At 29.9% G+C, this 17128-nt stretch carries 16 protein-coding genes; 10 read left to right on the forward strand and 6 right to left on the reverse strand.

Features of this window, described 5'->3' with window-relative positions; genetic code table 11:
- The first annotated feature begins 160 nt into the window (after positions 1 to 160).
- The 5 genes from KK2020170_RS10435 (at position 161) to KK2020170_RS10455 (ending at position 5187) form a co-directional block, all read left to right on the forward strand.
- Positions 161 to 2713 carry an ATP-dependent Clp protease ATP-binding subunit gene (locus tag KK2020170_RS10435; protein ID WP_221258275.1) on the forward strand — a complete coding sequence of 851 codons (2553 nt, stop codon included), beginning with the start codon at positions 161 to 163 and terminating at the stop codon, positions 2711 to 2713.
- A 74-nt stretch (positions 2714 to 2787) separates the two neighbouring features.
- Positions 2788 to 4155 (forward strand): 30S ribosomal protein S6--L-glutamate ligase, encoded by a 1368-nt coding sequence (gene rimK, locus KK2020170_RS10440; RefSeq protein ID WP_221258276.1) that lies wholly within the window; start codon positions 2788 to 2790, stop codon positions 4153 to 4155.
- Between the two features lie 56 nt (positions 4156 to 4211).
- Complete coding sequence (locus KK2020170_RS10445) at positions 4212 to 4400, forward strand: GldL-related protein (RefSeq protein WP_221258277.1); 189 nt, start codon at positions 4212 to 4214, stop codon at positions 4398 to 4400.
- Entirely contained in the window at positions 4401 to 4826 is a 426-nt protein-coding gene (locus KK2020170_RS10450; RefSeq protein ID WP_221258278.1) for an SRPBCC family protein, read from the forward strand.
- A 1-nt stretch (position 4827) separates the two neighbouring features.
- A complete protein-coding gene (locus KK2020170_RS10455; protein ID WP_221258279.1) occupies positions 4828 to 5187 on the forward strand; it encodes a DUF1304 domain-containing protein in 360 nt (119 codons plus the stop codon).
- Here the strand turns inward: KK2020170_RS10455 and KK2020170_RS10460 are convergent, their stop codons facing one another.
- The 3 genes from KK2020170_RS10460 to hutH form a co-directional block, all read right to left on the reverse strand.
- Positions 5188 to 5556, reverse strand: a complete 369-nt coding sequence (locus KK2020170_RS10460; protein WP_221258280.1) for a hypothetical protein — start codon at positions 5554 to 5556, stop codon at positions 5188 to 5190.
- Between the two features lie 139 nt (positions 5557 to 5695).
- On the reverse strand, positions 5696 to 5956 hold the full coding sequence (locus KK2020170_RS10465; RefSeq protein WP_221258281.1) for a hypothetical protein: 261 nt from the start codon (positions 5954 to 5956) through the stop codon (positions 5696 to 5698).
- 12 nt (positions 5957 to 5968) lie between these two features.
- Entirely contained in the window at positions 5969 to 7474 is a 1506-nt protein-coding gene (gene hutH / locus KK2020170_RS10470) for a histidine ammonia-lyase (protein ID WP_221258282.1), read from the reverse strand.
- A 167-nt stretch (positions 7475 to 7641) separates the two neighbouring features.
- Here hutH and gcvT point away from each other — a divergent pair, with 167 nt between their 5' ends.
- A complete protein-coding gene (gene gcvT, locus KK2020170_RS10475; RefSeq protein ID WP_221258283.1) occupies positions 7642 to 8724 on the forward strand; it encodes a glycine cleavage system aminomethyltransferase GcvT in 1083 nt (360 codons plus the stop codon).
- A gap of 43 nt (positions 8725 to 8767) precedes the next feature.
- On the opposite strand, the gene KK2020170_RS10480 is transcribed toward gcvT, so the two are convergent.
- Positions 8768 to 9397 carry a porin family protein gene (locus KK2020170_RS10480; RefSeq protein ID WP_221258284.1) on the reverse strand — a complete coding sequence of 210 codons (630 nt, stop codon included), beginning with the start codon at positions 9395 to 9397 and terminating at the stop codon, positions 8768 to 8770.
- Between the two features lie 164 nt (positions 9398 to 9561).
- Between KK2020170_RS10480 and KK2020170_RS10485 the strand changes: the two genes are divergently transcribed.
- The 3 genes from KK2020170_RS10485 (at position 9562) to KK2020170_RS10495 (ending at position 13415) form a co-directional block, all read left to right on the forward strand.
- A complete protein-coding gene (locus KK2020170_RS10485; RefSeq protein WP_221258285.1) occupies positions 9562 to 11586 on the forward strand; it encodes a S41 family peptidase in 2025 nt (674 codons plus the stop codon).
- Between the two features lie 3 nt (positions 11587 to 11589).
- A complete protein-coding gene (locus tag KK2020170_RS10490; protein WP_221258286.1) occupies positions 11590 to 12633 on the forward strand; it encodes an LIC11966 family surface protein in 1044 nt (347 codons plus the stop codon).
- Positions 12634 to 12701: 68 nt separating this feature from the next.
- Complete coding sequence (locus KK2020170_RS10495; RefSeq protein WP_221258287.1) at positions 12702 to 13415, forward strand: YebC/PmpR family DNA-binding transcriptional regulator; 714 nt, start codon at positions 12702 to 12704, stop codon at positions 13413 to 13415.
- A gap of 68 nt (positions 13416 to 13483) precedes the next feature.
- Here KK2020170_RS10495 and capA read toward each other — a convergent pair whose 3' ends face one another.
- Entirely contained in the window at positions 13484 to 14524 is a 1041-nt protein-coding gene (capA, locus tag KK2020170_RS10500) for a cysteate synthase (RefSeq protein ID WP_221258288.1), read from the reverse strand.
- Positions 14525 to 14605: 81 nt separating this feature from the next.
- Complete coding sequence (locus tag KK2020170_RS10505) at positions 14606 to 16738, reverse strand: S9 family peptidase (RefSeq protein WP_390640743.1); 2133 nt, start codon at positions 16736 to 16738, stop codon at positions 14606 to 14608.
- A 64-nt stretch (positions 16739 to 16802) separates the two neighbouring features.
- Between KK2020170_RS10505 and KK2020170_RS10510 the strand changes: the two genes are divergently transcribed.
- On the forward strand, positions 16803 to 17126 hold the full coding sequence (locus KK2020170_RS10510) for a YbaB/EbfC family nucleoid-associated protein (protein ID WP_221258289.1): 324 nt from the start codon (positions 16803 to 16805) through the stop codon (positions 17124 to 17126).
- The last annotated feature ends 2 nt before the right edge of the window (positions 17127 to 17128 follow it).

The following is a 17128-nucleotide window of genomic DNA, read 5'->3' on the forward strand; positions in this document are numbered from 1 at the left end:
TTTATTAACAATTTTATCTTGAAAAAATCTTCAACGTTTTTTCATTTTCATTTTTATATGTGAAATAAATTTTGTCAATTCGTCAGTAGACTAAGTTAAGGCATATTATTTGTGAATTAATATTTAAACTTAGTATCTTTACAAATAGAAACATTGAATTATGGATGATAATTTTTCACCAAGAGTTAAAGACGTTATTTCTTTTAGCAAGGAAGAAGCATTGCGTTTAGGCCATGATTTTATTGGAACTGAACATCTTATGCTTGGTTTATTGCGCGAAGGAAATGGCAAAGCAATGACTATACTCAATAATCTAGCTGTTGATTTTGATTTTCTACGTCGTAAAGTTGAAATCTTAAGTCCAGCAAATACAACTGGAATTCAAAATAACGATAAGAAAAACTTACATTTAACAAGACAAGCAGAAAGAGCTCTAAAAACTACTTTTTTAGAAGCTAAATTGTACAATAACAATATGATTAGTACAGCTCACCTTTTGCTATGTATTTTGAGAAATGACAAAGATCCAACGACTAAGTTGTTGAACAAATTAAAAATTGATTACGAAACAGTTAAAGAACAATATACTGCTATGTTAACAAACGAAAATGATTATTTAGAAAATCTTCCGAAAGCAGAATCTTTTAATGAAGATTCAGATTCTGATGATTTATCAAAAGATAGCGGAGCGTTTAACAATCCGCCACAAAGTGGAAAAACAACTAAGAAGTCTAAAACACCTGTTTTAGATAACTTTGGTCGTGATTTAACCGAACTTGCAGAAGAAGGGAAATTAGATCCTGTAGTAGGTCGTGAGAAAGAAATCGAACGAGTTTCCCAAATTTTAAGTAGAAGAAAGAAAAACAATCCGCTTTTAATTGGTGAACCAGGTGTTGGAAAGTCAGCTATTGCAGAAGGTTTAGCGTTAATGATTGTTAAAAAGAAAGTTTCTCGTATTCTTTTCAATAAGCGTGTTGTAACTTTAGATTTAGCAAGTTTAGTAGCTGGAACAAAATATCGCGGACAGTTTGAAGAGCGCATGAAAGCGGTAATGAATGAACTAGAAAAAAATGACGATATTATTCTTTTCATAGACGAAATTCATACTATCGTTGGTGCTGGTGGAGCAACCGGTTCTCTTGACGCTTCAAACATGTTTAAACCTGCTTTAGCAAGAGGCGAAATTCAATGTGTTGGAGCAACTACTTTAGACGAATACCGTCAATACATTGAGAAAGATGGCGCATTAGAAAGACGTTTTCAAAAAGTAATTATTGAACCAACATCTGTTGATGAAACAATTACAATTTTGAACAACATTAAAGGTAAATACGAAGATCATCACAACGTTATTTATACACCTGAAGCTATTGAAGCTTGTGTGAAATTAACAAGTAGATACATGACCGACAGATTTTTACCAGACAAAGCTATTGATGCATTAGATGAAGCTGGCTCTCGTGTACACATCACTAACATTGATGTTCCAAAACAAATACTTGAATTAGAGCGTCAATTAGAAGATGTTCGTAACAAGAAAAACGAAGTTGTTAAGAAACAGAAATATGAAGATGCTGCAAAGCTTCGTGACGATGAAAAGAAAATCGAAAAAGATTTAGCAATTGCTCAGGAAAAATGGGAAGAAGATTCTAAGAATAATCGTGTAACTGTAACAGAAGATAATGTTGCAGATGTAGTTTCAATGATGACAGGAATTCCTGTAAATCGTATAGCTCAAACTGAAAGCAATAAATTAGCTAAGTTACCTGAACTAATTAAAGGTAAGGTAATTGGACAAGATGAAGCAGTTGAGAAAATTGCAAAATCGATTCAACGAAATAGAGCAGGTTTAAAAGATCCAAATAAGCCAATTGGTTCATTTATTTTCTTGGGTTCAACGGGTGTTGGTAAAACACAATTAGCGAAAGTTCTTGCAAAAGAATTATTCGATTCTGAAGATGCATTGGTAAGAATCGACATGAGTGAGTATATGGAAAAATTTGCTATTTCAAGATTAGTTGGAGCACCTCCAGGATACGTTGGTTATGAAGAAGGCGGACAATTAACTGAAAAAGTTCGTAGAAAACCGTATTGCGTTGTTTTATTAGATGAAATTGAAAAAGCGCACCCAGATGTTTTCAATATGATGCTACAAGTTTTAGATGACGGACATTTAACAGATAGCTTAGGTCGTAAAATTGATTTTAGAAACACTATCATTATTATGACTTCAAATGTTGGAGCACGTCAATTGAAAGATTTCGGACAAGGTGTTGGTTTTGGAACTTCTGCAAAAACTTCTCAAGCCGAAGATCATGCAAAAGGAATTATTGAAAATGCCTTAAAAAAAGCTTTTGCTCCCGAATTTCTTAACAGAATTGACGACGTTATCGTATTCAATCCACTTGAAAAAGAAGATATTGATAAAATTATCGATATCGAAATGGAAAAATTATACATCAGAATCAAAGATTTAGGATATACATTAAGATTATCTGAAAAAGCTAAAGATTATATTGCAGATAAAGGTTTTGATAAGCAATTTGGTGCTCGTCCATTAAAAAGAGCTATTCAAAAATATGTTGAAGATGCTCTAGCAGAGGAAATAATTACATCTAAAATTCATGAAGGAGATGAAATCTTTATGGATTTAGATGAAGAAAAAGGGGAACTTACCATTGAAGTGAAAACCAAAGAAAATCCTGCTAAATAAGCAGGATTTTTTTTCTAAGATATTTCGTAATAAAAAAAAAGTAGTACTTTAGAATAATAATTTACCTATTATAAATGATTGATAAAGTTATTGTGGGTAGCGAGGAATGGTGTTCCTTCCCTACTCTTGGAATTCCTACTATAAAAGCTCGTGTTGACTCAGGAGCAAAAACTTCGGCTTTACACGCCATAAATATTAAAACCTTTCAAAAAGATAACGAAGAATGGGTAAAATTCGACGTTAATCCTATTCAAAATAATGCTAAAGCTGTAATTCATTGCGAAGCTAAATTAATAGACCAGCGTGTTGTGAAAAGTTCGAGTGGTTTCCGCGAAAAACGTTTTGTAATTAGCACAAAACTCTCTATTGGCGGTAAAAATTGGGATATTGAAGTTACTTTAACCAATCGTGATTCGATGGGTTATCGCATGCTTTTAGGTCGTGAAGCGATGTCAGGAAGGGTTTTAGTTGATCCTGAAGCACGTTTTCTATTAGGTCAACCTACAAAGGAAAAATTAAAAGAATATTATTATTCTGATGTTGACACAAAAAAAGGTCTAAAAATTGGTCTTTTAGCAAGTAATCCTGAATTATATAGTAACAAACGTATCATTGAAGCTGGTGAAATGCGTGGTCACGAAATGCATTTCCTGAATTTGAAATATTGTTACATGAAACTTGATGCTGAAACACCAGAAATTCATTATCGTGGTGGAAAAATATTAAATGATTTTGATGCAGTAATTCCACGTATTCGTCCAAGTATGACCTATTATGGATGTGCCTTAACAAGACAATTTGAAGCCTTAAAAGTGTTTGCATTAAATAGCGCTTCTGCTATTACACAATCGAGAGATAAATTATATTCGCTTCAATTATTATTAAACAACGGAGTTGACATTCCTACAACTGGTTTTGCTAACTCTCCTCTTGATACCGACGATTTAATTAAAATGGTTGGTGGTTCACCTTTAATTGTAAAATTACTGGAAGGAACACAAGGAAAAGGAGTTGTGTTGGCGGAAACTAAAAAAGCCGCAGAATCGGTAATTAATGCTTTTAAAAGTCTAAATGCCAACATATTAGTTCAAGAGTTCATTAAAGAGGCTAACGGAAAAGATTTACGTTTGTTTGTTGTTGATGGAAAAGTAGTTGCCGCTATGCAACGTGAAGCCGCTCCTGGAGAATTTAGAGCAAATATCCATATGGGAGGTTCTGCTTCTGTGGTGAAAGTTACTGCCGAAGAAAAGAAAATTGCCATTAGAGCTGCAAAAGCAATGGATTTAAAAGTGGCTGGTGTTGATATTATCCGTTCATCTAAAGGCCCATTGTTATTAGAAGTTAACTCTTCTCCTGGATTAGAAGGAATTGAAGGCGCAACTCAAAAAGATATTGCTGGAGAAATGATTAAAGCTATCGAGAAAAACTTTAAATGGAAATAATATCAGTAAACAGTGTTTAGTTTTCGGTTGACAGTCTAATTATTAAATTATAGAAAATGAATAGTAAGTACAAATTACCTTTAGTCCTTTTTTTAGTAGGTATGATATTCAGTATTTTAGGAGCTTTATTTAAAATGATGCACTGGATGGGTGCTCATTATCTCTTAATCTTTGGAATGCTTACAGAAGCTTTTGCTTTAATTGTTTTAATTTTCGCTATTTTAAGAAAAGACAAACTAAAATAAATGTTCTCCATAATTCACAATTTTACAATTCAATCTAATGCTGAAAAGGTTTTTGAAGCAATTAGTACACCAGAGGGCTTGAACAATTGGTGGACATTGAATTGCACTGGAAAACCTGCTTTGAACGAAGAGTACAATTTGAATTTTACTGATGAATACAATTGGTTTGCCAAAATTTCAAAATTTGAAGAGAATAAACTTATCGAATTTTCTATGCTAAAAGCTATGGACGATTGGATGCCAACAAGATTTGGTTTTGAATTAACAGAAGAAGACAATCAAACTCATGTACATTTTTATCATACGAATTGGCAAGAACAAAGCCAACATTACGGAATTACAAGCTATTGTTGGGCAAATTTATTACGCCAAATGAAAGATTATATCGAAAAAGGAATTATAACCGAATTTTCAAAACGAAATTAATATGATAGTAATAGGCAAAGTTTTAATCGTTATTATAGCACTACTCCATTGCTATTTTTTGATTTTAGAAATGTTTTTATGGACAACTCGCGGACCAAAAGTGTTTCGTAATTTCCCTAAAGATTTATTTGAACCTACTAAAACGTTAGCTGCTAATCAAGGTTTGTATAACGGTTTTCTAGCCGCTGGATTATTGTGGTCGTTGTTTATTTCAGATGAAATTTGGCAAAAAAATGTAGCGCTTTTCTTTTTAGGCTGTGTTGCTGTTGCAGGAATTTATGGTGCTTTAACAGCAAGTAAAAAGATTTTTTATATTCAAGCGTTGCCAGCGATTGTGGCGATTGTTTTGTTTTTGGTTTAATTATCCATGCCAAACATAATAATTGACAACGAAATCATTTTCATCAAATTGAATAATTAAACTACCTGTATCAATTCCATGTTTAGCCATTCCTAAATAATATCTAAAGTTATCTTTTGTTTTATTTTCAATTGGTTCACCAAGTAATTCAATAATTTCTTTTTTAGTTTTACCTTTTAACTCATGCTTATTGCGTAAACTATTCATCATATCCCAACGTAAAGAAGAAGTATTTTCAGTTTCTATCCAGTTTTTCCACTTTTCAGAACTGAATTCTTCATAAGTAATATGGCTTCTCAAATAAATAACAAAAAATGTCAAAGCTATAAGTCCTAAAACTAATAAACTATATTTTATTTCTTTCTTCAAATTTTAATGATGAGATTCCTCATTTCATTCGGAATGACAAAAATAATTACCAACTTTGTTTTTTACCTCCACTACTCCACGGATATGGAAACGGTCTATCATAATGCAACCTTTTATTAAAAGCATTATTTTCTAATTTTCATAATTCAGGATAATTACTAACTCTTAAATCAACAACTTTTATAATTGTATTTAACTGTTCTGATTTTAGGTATTTATTCCAAATTAATTTATCTCCATTCGAAGCAATCCCTTTTATATCATTCAATTCAACAGATTTAAGAAATTTATTCCAATCTTTATCTAAATTCAATTTATCATTTAATCTATCTTTCCAAATCAAATAATAAATTAAAATTCCAATTAACAGAATTACTCCTAATGAATATATTAAAATCATAATTTAATATTTCTACAAAATCTCTTCATCCACTTGAAGTGTTTGCAAATAGCTGATAGATTTTTCAATATCGTAATGTAATAATCGATCCACTTCTACAACAGGTACTTCTTCTCTATACGATTTTAAAAACATTTCGATAAACTCACTCGATTTTAACGGACGTCTAAATTCAATAGCTTGAGAAGCATTTAATAATTCAATCGCTAAAATGCGCTCTAAGTTTTCAACAATACGAAGTGTTTTTGTCGCTGCATTGGCACCCATACTTACATGATCTTCTTGTCCGTTACTCGAAACAATACTATCAATACTTGCTGGAGTTGCTAATTGTTTGTTTTGACTAACAATACTCGCTGCTGTATATTGCGGAATCATAAATCCTGAATTTAATCCTGGATCTTTTACTAAAAAAGCTGGTAATTCGCGTAAACCAGAAATTAACTGGTAGGTTCTTCTTTCTGAAATACTTCCTAATTCAGCTAAAGCAATTCCTAAGAAATCTAAAGCTAAAGCTAAAGGTTGTCCGTGGAAATTTCCACCCGAAATAATTTGGTCTTCATCCACAAAAATATTCGGATTATCTGTAACTGAATTAATTTCCGTACGGAAAACACGTTTCACATAATCAATAGTATCTTTACTCGCACCGTGAACTTGAGGAATACAACGGAAAGAATACGGATCTTGGACATGTTTTTTAGGTTGTTCAATAATTTCACTTCCGTCTAACAAATCACGCATGCGTTCTGCTGTTTGAATTTGCCCTTTGTGTGGACGAACTAAGTGAATTAAATCGGTAAATGGTTCTATTCTTCCATCAAAACCTTCTAAAGAAATGGCTCCAATTACATCTGCTAAATACGAAAGTTTACACGATTTTATTAAACTATATACTCCGTAGGCACTCATAAACTGAGTCCCGTTTAATAAGGCTAAACCTTCTTTTGATTTTAATTGGATGGGATTCCAACCAAATTTTTCTAGCATTTTACTAGAAGGTTGGCGGAAACCATCAACATAGACTTCTCCTTCACCAATTAATGGTAACGATAAATGTGCTAATGGCGCTAAATCTCCTGAAGCTCCTAAAGAACCTAATTCATAAACTACTGGTAAAACATCGTTGTTATAAAAATCAATTAAACGCTCTACCGTTTCTAACTGCACTCCAGAATTTCCATAACTTAATGATTGAATTTTAAGCAACAACATGATTTTTACAATTTCATGAGGTACTTCTGCTCCAGTTCCACAAGCGTGAGACATCACTAAGTTTTCTTGTAATTTCGTTAAATTTTCGTTAGAAATTTTCACATTATATAGCGAACCAAATCCGGTGTTAATTCCGTAAATCGGACGATCATTGGTTTCCATTTTCTTATCTAAATACGAACGACATTTTACAATTAGCGCACTAGCCTCTTCTGATAAAGCTAGTTTTTGGCCTTGAGAAATGATCTCGTTGATACGTTCTATAGATAATAAATCTGAGCTGATATAATGTGTAGTTTCCATTTGTTTATTTTGAGACTCCAAAATTCTGCAAACAATTGTTAAAATGCAAGATTTGTTAATAAGATTAACAATAAAATATTTATTCTGAAATAAAACCAACAAACTAAACCTCAATTTTGAAGAATTTTGAATAAATTAGCGCTTTCAAAATTTGAAACTTAAACACAATGAAAAATACAGCATTAACACATATTCATGAACAATTAGGAGCAAAAATGGTTCCATTTGCTGGTTATAATATGCCAGTTCAATATGAAGGCGTAAACGCAGAACACGAAACCGTAAGAAATGGTGTTGGTGTTTTTGATGTTTCGCACATGGGAGAATTCTTATTAACTGGACCAAAAGCTTTAGATTTAATTCAGAAAGTTACTTCTAACGATGCTTCTACTTTAACAATTGGTCGTGCACAATATTCTTGTTTACCAAATGCTAATGGTGGAATTGTAGATGATTTAATTGTTTATAGAATTAAAGAAGAGCAATATTTATTAGTAGTTAATGCTTCAAATATTGAAAAAGATTGGAATTGGATTTCTTCTCATAATGATATGGGCGTTGAGATGCGCGATTTATCAGAAGATTATTCGTTATTAGCTATTCAAGGTCCAAAAGCAGTTGAAGCTATGCAATCGTTAACTTCGGTAGATTTATCTCAAATTAAATACTATCATTTTGAAGTGGCAGATTTCGCTGGAATTGAACATGTTATTATTTCTGCAACCGGTTATACAGGTTCTGGTGGATTTGAAATTTATTGTAAAAATTCAGAAGTTGAACAAGTTTGGAATAAAGTTTTTGAAGCTGGTGCAGCATTCGGAATTAAACCAATTGGTTTAGCAGCACGTGATACATTACGTTTAGAAATGGGATTCTGTTTATACGGAAATGATATTGACGATACTACTTCTCCACTTGAAGCTGGATTAGGTTGGATTACAAAATTCACAAAAGATTTCGTTAATTCTGAAAATCTTAAAAAACAAAAAGAAGAAGGCATTTCAAGAAAATTAGTTGCCTTCGAATTATTAGAAAGAGGAATTCCACGTCACGATTACGAAATTGTAGATGCAAACGGAAATGTTATTGGTAAAGTAACATCAGGAACACAATCACCATCATTAAACAAAGCAATTGGTTTAGGTTATGTTCCAACAGCTTTAGCTACAGAAGGAAGTGAAATTTTTATTCGCATTCGAAATAAAGACATTAAAGCACAAGTGGTAAAATTACCATTTTATAAGAAATAGAAAAAGCGCTCAAATGAGCGCTTTTTCTATTTTAATTTTAAACTTAAAGTTTTATAACTCCACCAACATTGAAAGAACTGTAAGCATTTTTAATAGAGTATTGATTATCATTTGAAATATTAGTCAAACCTGTCATGCCTTGATAGTCAATTGATATACTTAACATCTCATTTATAAAAATCTTATAACCTATGCCAAAATTTAACCCCAATTGAAAACTATTAACAGAATCTTTAATATCAAATGTTCCATTTGAAAATGTAAAATCTGATGGATCAAAACTTCCTTGTTTTATGTCTGCTTCAGCTGAAATTAAAAATCCAGCGCTTGGTCCAAAATTTAAATACCATTTTCTTGTACTGCCAAAATGCCAATTTGCATTTAAAGGAATAGTTATATAATTAATTTTTTCACTATAATAACTGGTTACATTACTACCCATTCTTTGAAATAATAGCCCTGAGTGAAAACTCCATCTATTATTAAAAAAATAGTCAGTTTCAATTCCTAAATTAACACTTGATAAAGGATCATTTTCTAATCTAACTTCACCATAATAATTTGAAGCTGCTGTTCCTATTTTGGGGTTTAATTCGATATCGCCTCTATTTCTTTGTTGAGAAAATAACTGAATACTCGTTAAAATCAATACTACTAATATCAATTTTTTCATAAATAAGTTATTAAAATTAATTTTTTGTAAATCTAATTCTAAAAATAAAGTATCAAAACTTTTTTTATCATTTTATTAGTACTTTTGTAACTCAATTTAGTATAAAACTAATTTTAGTTTTAACAATAAAGTTTTATTATCCTAAAAAAATTATTTAAAACTTAATGAAATTATTTTTACCCTTTTTTATATTTCTTTTTTTTATAAAAATTAACGCACAACAAGCGTTCTGTGATAAACTAGAAAGAGTAAATTCACTATTGAAAGAAAATCATTACTCTGCTAAACCTTTAAATGATAGTTTATCTTATCATGTATTTAATTCCTTTATTGAAAGCATTTTAGATAGTAGAATATTATTTACAAAAGAAGAGTTTAATGACTTGAAAAAAAATCAGTTTGAATTAGATAATCAAATTAATACTAATTCATGTAATTTTATTTTTGATTTTAAATCTAGTTTTCAAAAAAGTTTAAAAAGAACTCTTGGTTTTTATGAAAAATTAGAGAAAGAGAGTTTTACTTATGATTCCTCAGAAAATTTAAGCTACAGTAAAAACAAGCCTGAATATCTTTCAAGTGAAAAAGAAATTTTAAATCTTTTAAGAAAAAGAACTAAAATGGATATTCTTATTGATATTTCAACCGTAAGCCAAAACAAAGACTCTTTAAAAAAAATTTTTCTTTCAATTGAAAAGGATTTTAAAAAAAGAATTATTGAGCAAAAAAAATGTATAATTGATTACTATTTAAGCACACCGGAAAATTTTTCAAATGAAATTGAATTATCATTTTTAAAATCTTTTGTAAATTATTTTGACCCCCATTCTGATTATTTTTCAGAAAACGAGAAAAATATTTTTATAAATGGTGTAAGTGAAGACAACCTTACATTTGGACTGCATTTTTTATTAAATGATGATAATGAGTTTTATGTTGCAGAGATTATTCCTGGAAGCCAAGCTTTTAAAACCAAAAAAATTGAAACACAAGATAAACTTTTAAAAATAATTAATAATAAAAATGAAATTTGGGCAAACTGCTCTAATATAAATCAAATTTTAACTCTATTAAATTCTAAAAATACAAATCAACTTGAATTTCATTTTAAAAAAAATGATGGAACAATATATAAAGAAATATTATCAAAAACGAATCTAAAATCCATTGAAAACAAATGTTATAGTTTAATTATTGATAATAATGGTATTAATTATGGATATATAAATATTCCAAGTTTTTATACAGATGAAATAGGTTATAATAATTTATCCAATGACTTGTCTATTCAACTCATTAACCTGAGTAAAGAAAATATACAAGGTTTAATAATTGACTTACAAAATAATGGTGGTGGTAGTATTTATGAAGCTGTTAAAGTTTCAGGAATGTTTATCGATATTGGCCCTTTAGCTTTAATGACCACTAAAGAAAATAAAAATGAAATTTTGAGAGATTTCAATAGAGGTACTAATTATAAAGGCCCAATTGTTATTTTACAAAATAATCGTTCTGCATCAGCTAGTGAATTTTTTGCAAATGCTATACAAGATTATAAGAGAGGGATAATCATTGGCCAGCCAAGTTTTGGAAAAGCTTCAATGCAAGAAATTTTTCCTCTTTTTGAAAATTCAAAATCAACTGATTATTTAAAAATAACTAAAGAAAAGTTTTATAGAATTACAGGGAAAAGTCATCAAAATATAGGCAACCAACCAGATATATATATACCATCTATTCTAGACAATTATTCCAAAACCGAAAAAGACCTTCCTTTTGCATTTTTAAATGATGAAATTAATTCTTCAGTAAGATATCAAGTTTGGTATAAAAATTATCAAAAAGGTATAGAAAATAGCTCAAAAAGATTAGAAAATAATACCTATGTAGATAGAATCAATAATTTTAAAAAAATTGTTGACAAAATTTACAATTTTGATGATAAAAAAATAATACTTGATTTTAATAATGTTTTCGACTATATTCATAATAACGATAGCTTTTATAAAGAAGTAGAAGATTTTGAGAAAACTGAATATTTAAGTAAAATTAGAATCACTTTTGAAGATCATGATAAATTTAAGAATGATGAAATGATTTTATCTATTTTTGATGAAAGAATTAATAAACTTAAAACTAACTACCTTTTATTTGAAGCAGCAAATATTTTATACGACTTAAACAATTAATTTATGAAAAAACTAATTACTATTTCTTTATTATTACTTTCAACTACAATTAAAATTAACGCTCAAGAATTCAAAACTGCAGTTGACTATTTATCTTATGTTAATAATATTGAAGAGCCAATTTCTAAAGAAACTTGGAAATATACTAAAACCATTGCCCATTCAAAAAGTGCAAAGAGAATTGAAAACGTTAGAAAATCATTAATTAAAACGATACAAAACGCAAAATCAAATCTTGAAAAAAACAAAAAAGGTTTTAATGGAGATTTAGAGTTTCATCAAAAAGTTATTAGCTATTTAGAATTTTCAGAATTAATGATTTCAGAAGAATATGCTAAAATTGTAGACATGCAAGAAATTGCTGAGCAATCATATGATTACATGGAAGCTTATATTTTAACTAGAGAAAAAGTTAATGAAAGAATTAAACAAGAACATGACAATTTAATAGAAAGTCAAAAAGAATTTGCAAAAAAATATAAAGTAAATTTGGTTGAAAGTGACGATTCTTCAAAATTTAAAAAGAATATGGAAATTTCTGGAGAAGTTTTTAAATATCAAAGCAATTTATACTTAATATTTTTTAAGTGTAATTATACTGATATGTTACTTAGTCAATCAATACAAAATAACGATTTGGCTGCAATTCAACAAAATTCTAATTCATTACAACAGTATGCAGAAGAAGGATTAGAAAAAATAAAACTTTATAAACCATACAAAGGTGATACAGTCCTTGAAATTGCAACTATTAAAAGTTTAAATAGTTATAAAGATCAAACGGAAAAATACATTCCTCAAATAATTGATTTTTTGACTTACTCTTCAAAATTTGAAGAAATTAAATCTTCGCTTGAAAGAAAGTCTGAAAAAGACAGAACTAAAGAAGATGTTGATCTTTACAACAAAATGGTTAAAGAAGTTAACAAAAAAATTAACGACTACAACAAATTAAACAGCGAAAATGTTAGCTCTAAAAACAAGCAAATCGCTGAATGGAATGTTGCCTCAGAAAAATATATTTCAAGACATGTTCCTAATGATTAATTTAGGAAGTTTTTAAAAATATCATATTTTTGCATCCATTAATAAAAACAATAAAACCATAAATAGAAATGGGAAGAGCGTTTGAGTTTAGAAAAGCACGTAAGATGAAACGTTGGTCAGCCATGGCTAAAACGTTTACAAGAATTGGAAAAGATATTGTAATGGCAGTTAAAGAAGGAGGTCCAAATCCTGAAACTAACTCAAGACTAAGAGCTGTTATTCAAAATGCGAAAGCTGCCAACATGCCAAAGGATAATGTTGAGAGAGCTATTAAAAAAGCATCTGATAAAGATACGGCTAATTTTAAAGAAGTTTTATTTGAAGGATATGCACCTCACGGTATTGCAATTTTAATTGAAACTGCTACTGACAATAATAACAGAACTGTTGCAAATATTAGAAGTTATTTTAATAAATGTAATGGCACTATGGGAACTCAAGGTTCTGTAGAATTTATGTTTGACCATACTTGTAATTTCAGAATTCCTGCTGAAGGCTTAGATGTTGAAGAACTTGAATTAGAAATGATTGATTTTGGTGTGGAAGAAATTTTCGCTGACGAAGACGGAATTGTAATGTATGCACCTTTTGAAAGCTTTGGAACGATTCAAAAAGAATTAGAAAATCGAAATATGGAAATTTTATCTTCAGGTTTTGATAGAATACCTCAAGTGACTAAAGAATTAACTGCTGACCAAGTAGCTGATGTTGAAAAATTATTAGAAAAAATTGAAGAAGATGATGATGTAATGAATGTTTTCCATAACATGCAAGAATCATAATCATTTCAAGATATAAAATAAAAAAGCTCCAAATAATGGAGCTTTTTTTATGTCAGTAAATAAACATATTATTTAATAATTTCAATTTTTTGAGCTTCTTCAACATTAATACTGTCAAAGAATCCTTGATCACTCATCCATTCATCACTATAGATTTTACTCATATAACGAGAACCATGATCAGGAAAAATAATTACAACATTACTTTCAGCGGTAAATTCTCCTTCTTCAGCATATTGCTTTGTAGCTTGAAATGCTGCACCTGAAGTATAACCAACGAATAAACCTTCTGTTTTTGCTATATCTCTTGCTGCATGTGCACTATCTTCATCATTTACTTTGATAAACTTATCAATAATATCAAAATCAGTAGCTGTTGGAATTAAATTCTTACCTAGACCTTCAATTCTGTATGGAAAAATTTCATTGCTATCAAACTCTTTAGTTTCGTGATATTTCTTCAATACAGAACCAAAAGCATCAACTCCTAAAATTTTAATATTAGGGTTCATTTCTTTTAAAAACTTAGCAGTACCAGAAATTGTTCCACCAGTTCCACTACAAGCAACCAAATGAGTGATTTTTCCGTTAGTTTGTTCCCAAATTTCTGGACCTGTAGTTTTGTAATGAGCCTCAATATTTAACTCGTTAAAATATTGATTAATATATACAGAACCTTTAGTTTCTTCATGAAGTCTTTTAGCAACATTGTAATATGAACGTTCGTCATCTGCCGAAACGTGAGCGGGACAAACATAAACTTTTGCGCCCATTGCTCTTAACATATCTATTTTATCTTTTGAAGATTTTGAACTAACCGCTAAAATACAATCGTAACCCTTAATAATACTTACCATTGCAAGACTAAAACCAGTATTACCTGAAGTTGTTTCGATAATTGTATCACCTGGTTTTAAAATTCCTCTTCTTTCGGCTTCTTCAATAATATATAAAGCTATTCTATCTTTAGTAGAATGTCCTGGATTAAAAGCTTCAACTTTAGCATAAAAATTACCTTGCATATTTTCGGTAATTTTAGATAGTTTTAAAATTGGAGTATTACCAATTAATTCCAGTACATTGTTATAGGCTTTTATTTCTTCTTTCATAAAATCTATATTAATTTGCGAAGTGTTTAAACAATTTTTTTAAAACACCAAAACCTTGCAAATTTAACAAAAAAAGTTAAACTATTCCTTAATTTTTTCTAAATCTAATAAAAAGGCAAATTCTTTCGCAACTTCTTTTAATGCTTCAAATCTACCTGATGCGCCACCATGTCCTGCATCCATATTAGTATCAAGGAATAACAGATTATTATCAGTTTTTAACTCCCTTAATTTAGCAACCCATTTTGCAGGTTCCCAATATTGAACTTGTGAATCGTGAAGTCCTGTGGAAACATACATATTTGGATAATTTTGTGATTTTACATTGTCATATGGCGAATATGAAAGCATGTAATCATAATATTCTTTTTGATTAGGATTTCCCCATTCATCATATTCACCAGTTGTTAATGGAATAGAATCATCTAACATTGTAGTTACTACATCAACAAAAGGAACTTGAGCAATAACACCATTATAGATTTCAGGATTCATATTAACAATTGCTCCCATTAATAAACCTCCAGCAGAGCCTCCTTCAGCATATAAATGATCTTTTGAAGTGTAGCCTTCTTTTATCAAAAACTTCGAACAGTCAATAAAATCGGTAAAAGTGTTAATCTTTTTCAAAAGTTTTCCATCTTCATACCATTGGCGTCCAAGATCTTCTCCTCCTCTAATATGTGCTATTACAAAAATAAATCCTCTATCTAGTAAACTTAATCGCGTAGTTGAAAACCAAGGATCCATAGACGAACCATAAGAACCATAAGCGTATTGTAATAATGGATTATTTCCATCCAACTTAATTCCTTTTCTATACACCATGGAGATTGGAACTTTAGTTCCATCATTAGCTGTTGCCCAAACACGCTTTTCTTCGTAGTTATCTTTATTGAACTTTCCACCTAAAACTTCTTGTTCCTTTAAAACTGTTTTTCCTTTAGTTTTCATGTTAAAATCAATAACCGAAGAAGGTGTTTTTAACGATTGATAACCAAAACGAAGAATGTCCGTATCAAAATCAGGATTTGTAGTTGTATACGCTGTGTAGGTTTCGCTTTCAAAAGGTAAATAATAAGCCTCTCCTCCATTCCATGGACGAATTTGAATTTTATTCAATCCGTTTGAACGCTCTTCAACTACTAAATAATCTTTAAAAATATCAATTCCCTCTAATAATACATCACCTCTGTGTGGAATTAAATCTATCCAATTTTCTGATGAAGTTTTAGTTTCTGGAGTTTTCATCAATTTAAAATTAGTAGCTTTATCTTTATTGGTCAACACATAAAAACTATCACCATAATGAGAAATAGAATATTCTAAACCTCGTTCTCTTTTCGAGAAAATTCTAAAATTACCTGTTGGATTATTAGCTTCTAAAATTTGGAACTCAGAAGTCATCGTACTCGTAGATCCAATTACTAAATATTTTTTTGATTTTTCTTTGTAAACAAAAGTGTAAAAAGTATCGTCTTTTTCATGAAAAACTAAGGCGTCACTTTTAACATCTGAATTCAATTCATGTCTATAAATTTTATCAGAACGTAATGTTTGCGGATCTTTTTTAGTATAAAAGAAAGTTTTGTTATCACTTGCCCAAGAGGTTCCACCCGTTGCATTCTCTATTTTCTCAGGAAGAATTTCGCCTGTTACTAAATTTTTAACTTGAATTGTATATTGACGACGAGAAACCGTATCGACACCAAAAGTAACCCAATTATTATCCTCACTTACAGAAATTCCGTTTAAGTTGAAATACGAATGACCTTTTGCCATTTCATTACAATCGAACATAATTTCTTCAGCAGCATCTAAGTTTCCTTTCTTTCTCGAATAAATTGGATAATCTTTTCCTTTTTCATATCGAGTTATGTAATAATAACCATTGTAAAAATAAGGAACAGATTCGTCATCTTCTTTAATCCTCGACTTCATTTCTTCAAATAAATCTTTTTGAAGTTGCTCAGTATGAGCCGTCATCTTTTTATAATAATCATTTTCTGCATTTAAGTATGCAATAACTTCTAGATTTTCTCTATCATTTAACCAATAATAATCGTCATTTCTAACATGTCCATGCTTTTCTAATGCATGAGGAATCTTTTTTGCTATTGGTGGTTGAATCGTATCTTTCATATTCTCTTCTTTATCTTTACAAGCGGTCGCAAAAATAAGAGAAAATGCCATTAAAGAGGTCATTTTTTTCATGAAGTTAAATTTTATATAACTGCTAATTTACTAATTTTGTAACTTAAATTTAAAATTTAACATTATGTTTGGAGACTTAATGGGTATGATGGGAAAAATCAAAGAAACCCAAGAAAAAGTTGAGGCTACTAAGAAACGCTTAGATACGGTTTTAATTGACGAAAAAAGTAGTGATGGTTTATTAGAAGTAACTTTAACTGCAAATCGAAAAATAAAAAACATTTCAATATCTGATAACTTATTGCAAGACAAAGAAATGCTCGAAGATTATTTGGTTAACACTTTGAACAAAGCTATTGAAAGAGCTACAAATGTAAACGAAACGGAATTAGCTGCTGTTGCCAAAGAAGGAATGCCAAATATTCCAGGAATGGATTTATTCAAATAAAA

Source organism: Flavobacterium okayamense, from assembly GCF_019702945.1.
Classification (GTDB): domain Bacteria; phylum Bacteroidota; class Bacteroidia; order Flavobacteriales; family Flavobacteriaceae; genus Flavobacterium; species Flavobacterium okayamense.

Excerpts from the sequence above, each read along its gene's own strand:
- KK2020170_RS10435 (WP_221258275.1), top strand. The coding sequence starts at position 161 with ATGGATGATAATTTTTCACCAAGAGTTAAAGACGTTATTTCTTTTAGC.
- rimK (WP_221258276.1), top strand. The coding sequence starts at position 2,788 with ATGATTGATAAAGTTATTGTGGGTAGCGAGGAATGGTGTTCCTTCCCT.
- KK2020170_RS10445 (WP_221258277.1), top strand. The coding sequence starts at position 4,212 with ATGAATAGTAAGTACAAATTACCTTTAGTCCTTTTTTTAGTAGGTATG.
- KK2020170_RS10450 (WP_221258278.1), top strand. The coding sequence starts at position 4,401 with ATGTTCTCCATAATTCACAATTTTACAATTCAATCTAATGCTGAAAAG.
- KK2020170_RS10455 (WP_221258279.1), top strand. The coding sequence starts at position 4,828 with ATGATAGTAATAGGCAAAGTTTTAATCGTTATTATAGCACTACTCCAT.
- KK2020170_RS10465 (WP_221258281.1), bottom strand. The coding sequence starts at position 5,956 with ATGATTTTAATATATTCATTAGGAGTAATTCTGTTAATTGGAATTTTA.
- hutH (WP_221258282.1), bottom strand. The coding sequence starts at position 7,474 with ATGGAAACTACACATTATATCAGCTCAGATTTATTATCTATAGAACGT.
- gcvT (WP_221258283.1), top strand. The coding sequence starts at position 7,642 with ATGAAAAATACAGCATTAACACATATTCATGAACAATTAGGAGCAAAA.
- KK2020170_RS10480 (WP_221258284.1), bottom strand. The coding sequence starts at position 9,397 with ATGAAAAAATTGATATTAGTAGTATTGATTTTAACGAGTATTCAGTTA.
- KK2020170_RS10485 (WP_221258285.1), top strand. The coding sequence starts at position 9,562 with ATGAAATTATTTTTACCCTTTTTTATATTTCTTTTTTTTATAAAAATT.
- KK2020170_RS10490 (WP_221258286.1), top strand. The coding sequence starts at position 11,590 with ATGAAAAAACTAATTACTATTTCTTTATTATTACTTTCAACTACAATT.
- KK2020170_RS10495 (WP_221258287.1), top strand. The coding sequence starts at position 12,702 with ATGGGAAGAGCGTTTGAGTTTAGAAAAGCACGTAAGATGAAACGTTGG.
- capA (WP_221258288.1), bottom strand. The coding sequence starts at position 14,524 with ATGAAAGAAGAAATAAAAGCCTATAACAATGTACTGGAATTAATTGGT.
- KK2020170_RS10505 (WP_390640743.1), bottom strand. The coding sequence starts at position 16,738 with ATGAAAAAAATGACCTCTTTAATGGCATTTTCTCTTATTTTTGCGACC.
- KK2020170_RS10510 (WP_221258289.1), top strand. The coding sequence starts at position 16,803 with ATGTTTGGAGACTTAATGGGTATGATGGGAAAAATCAAAGAAACCCAA.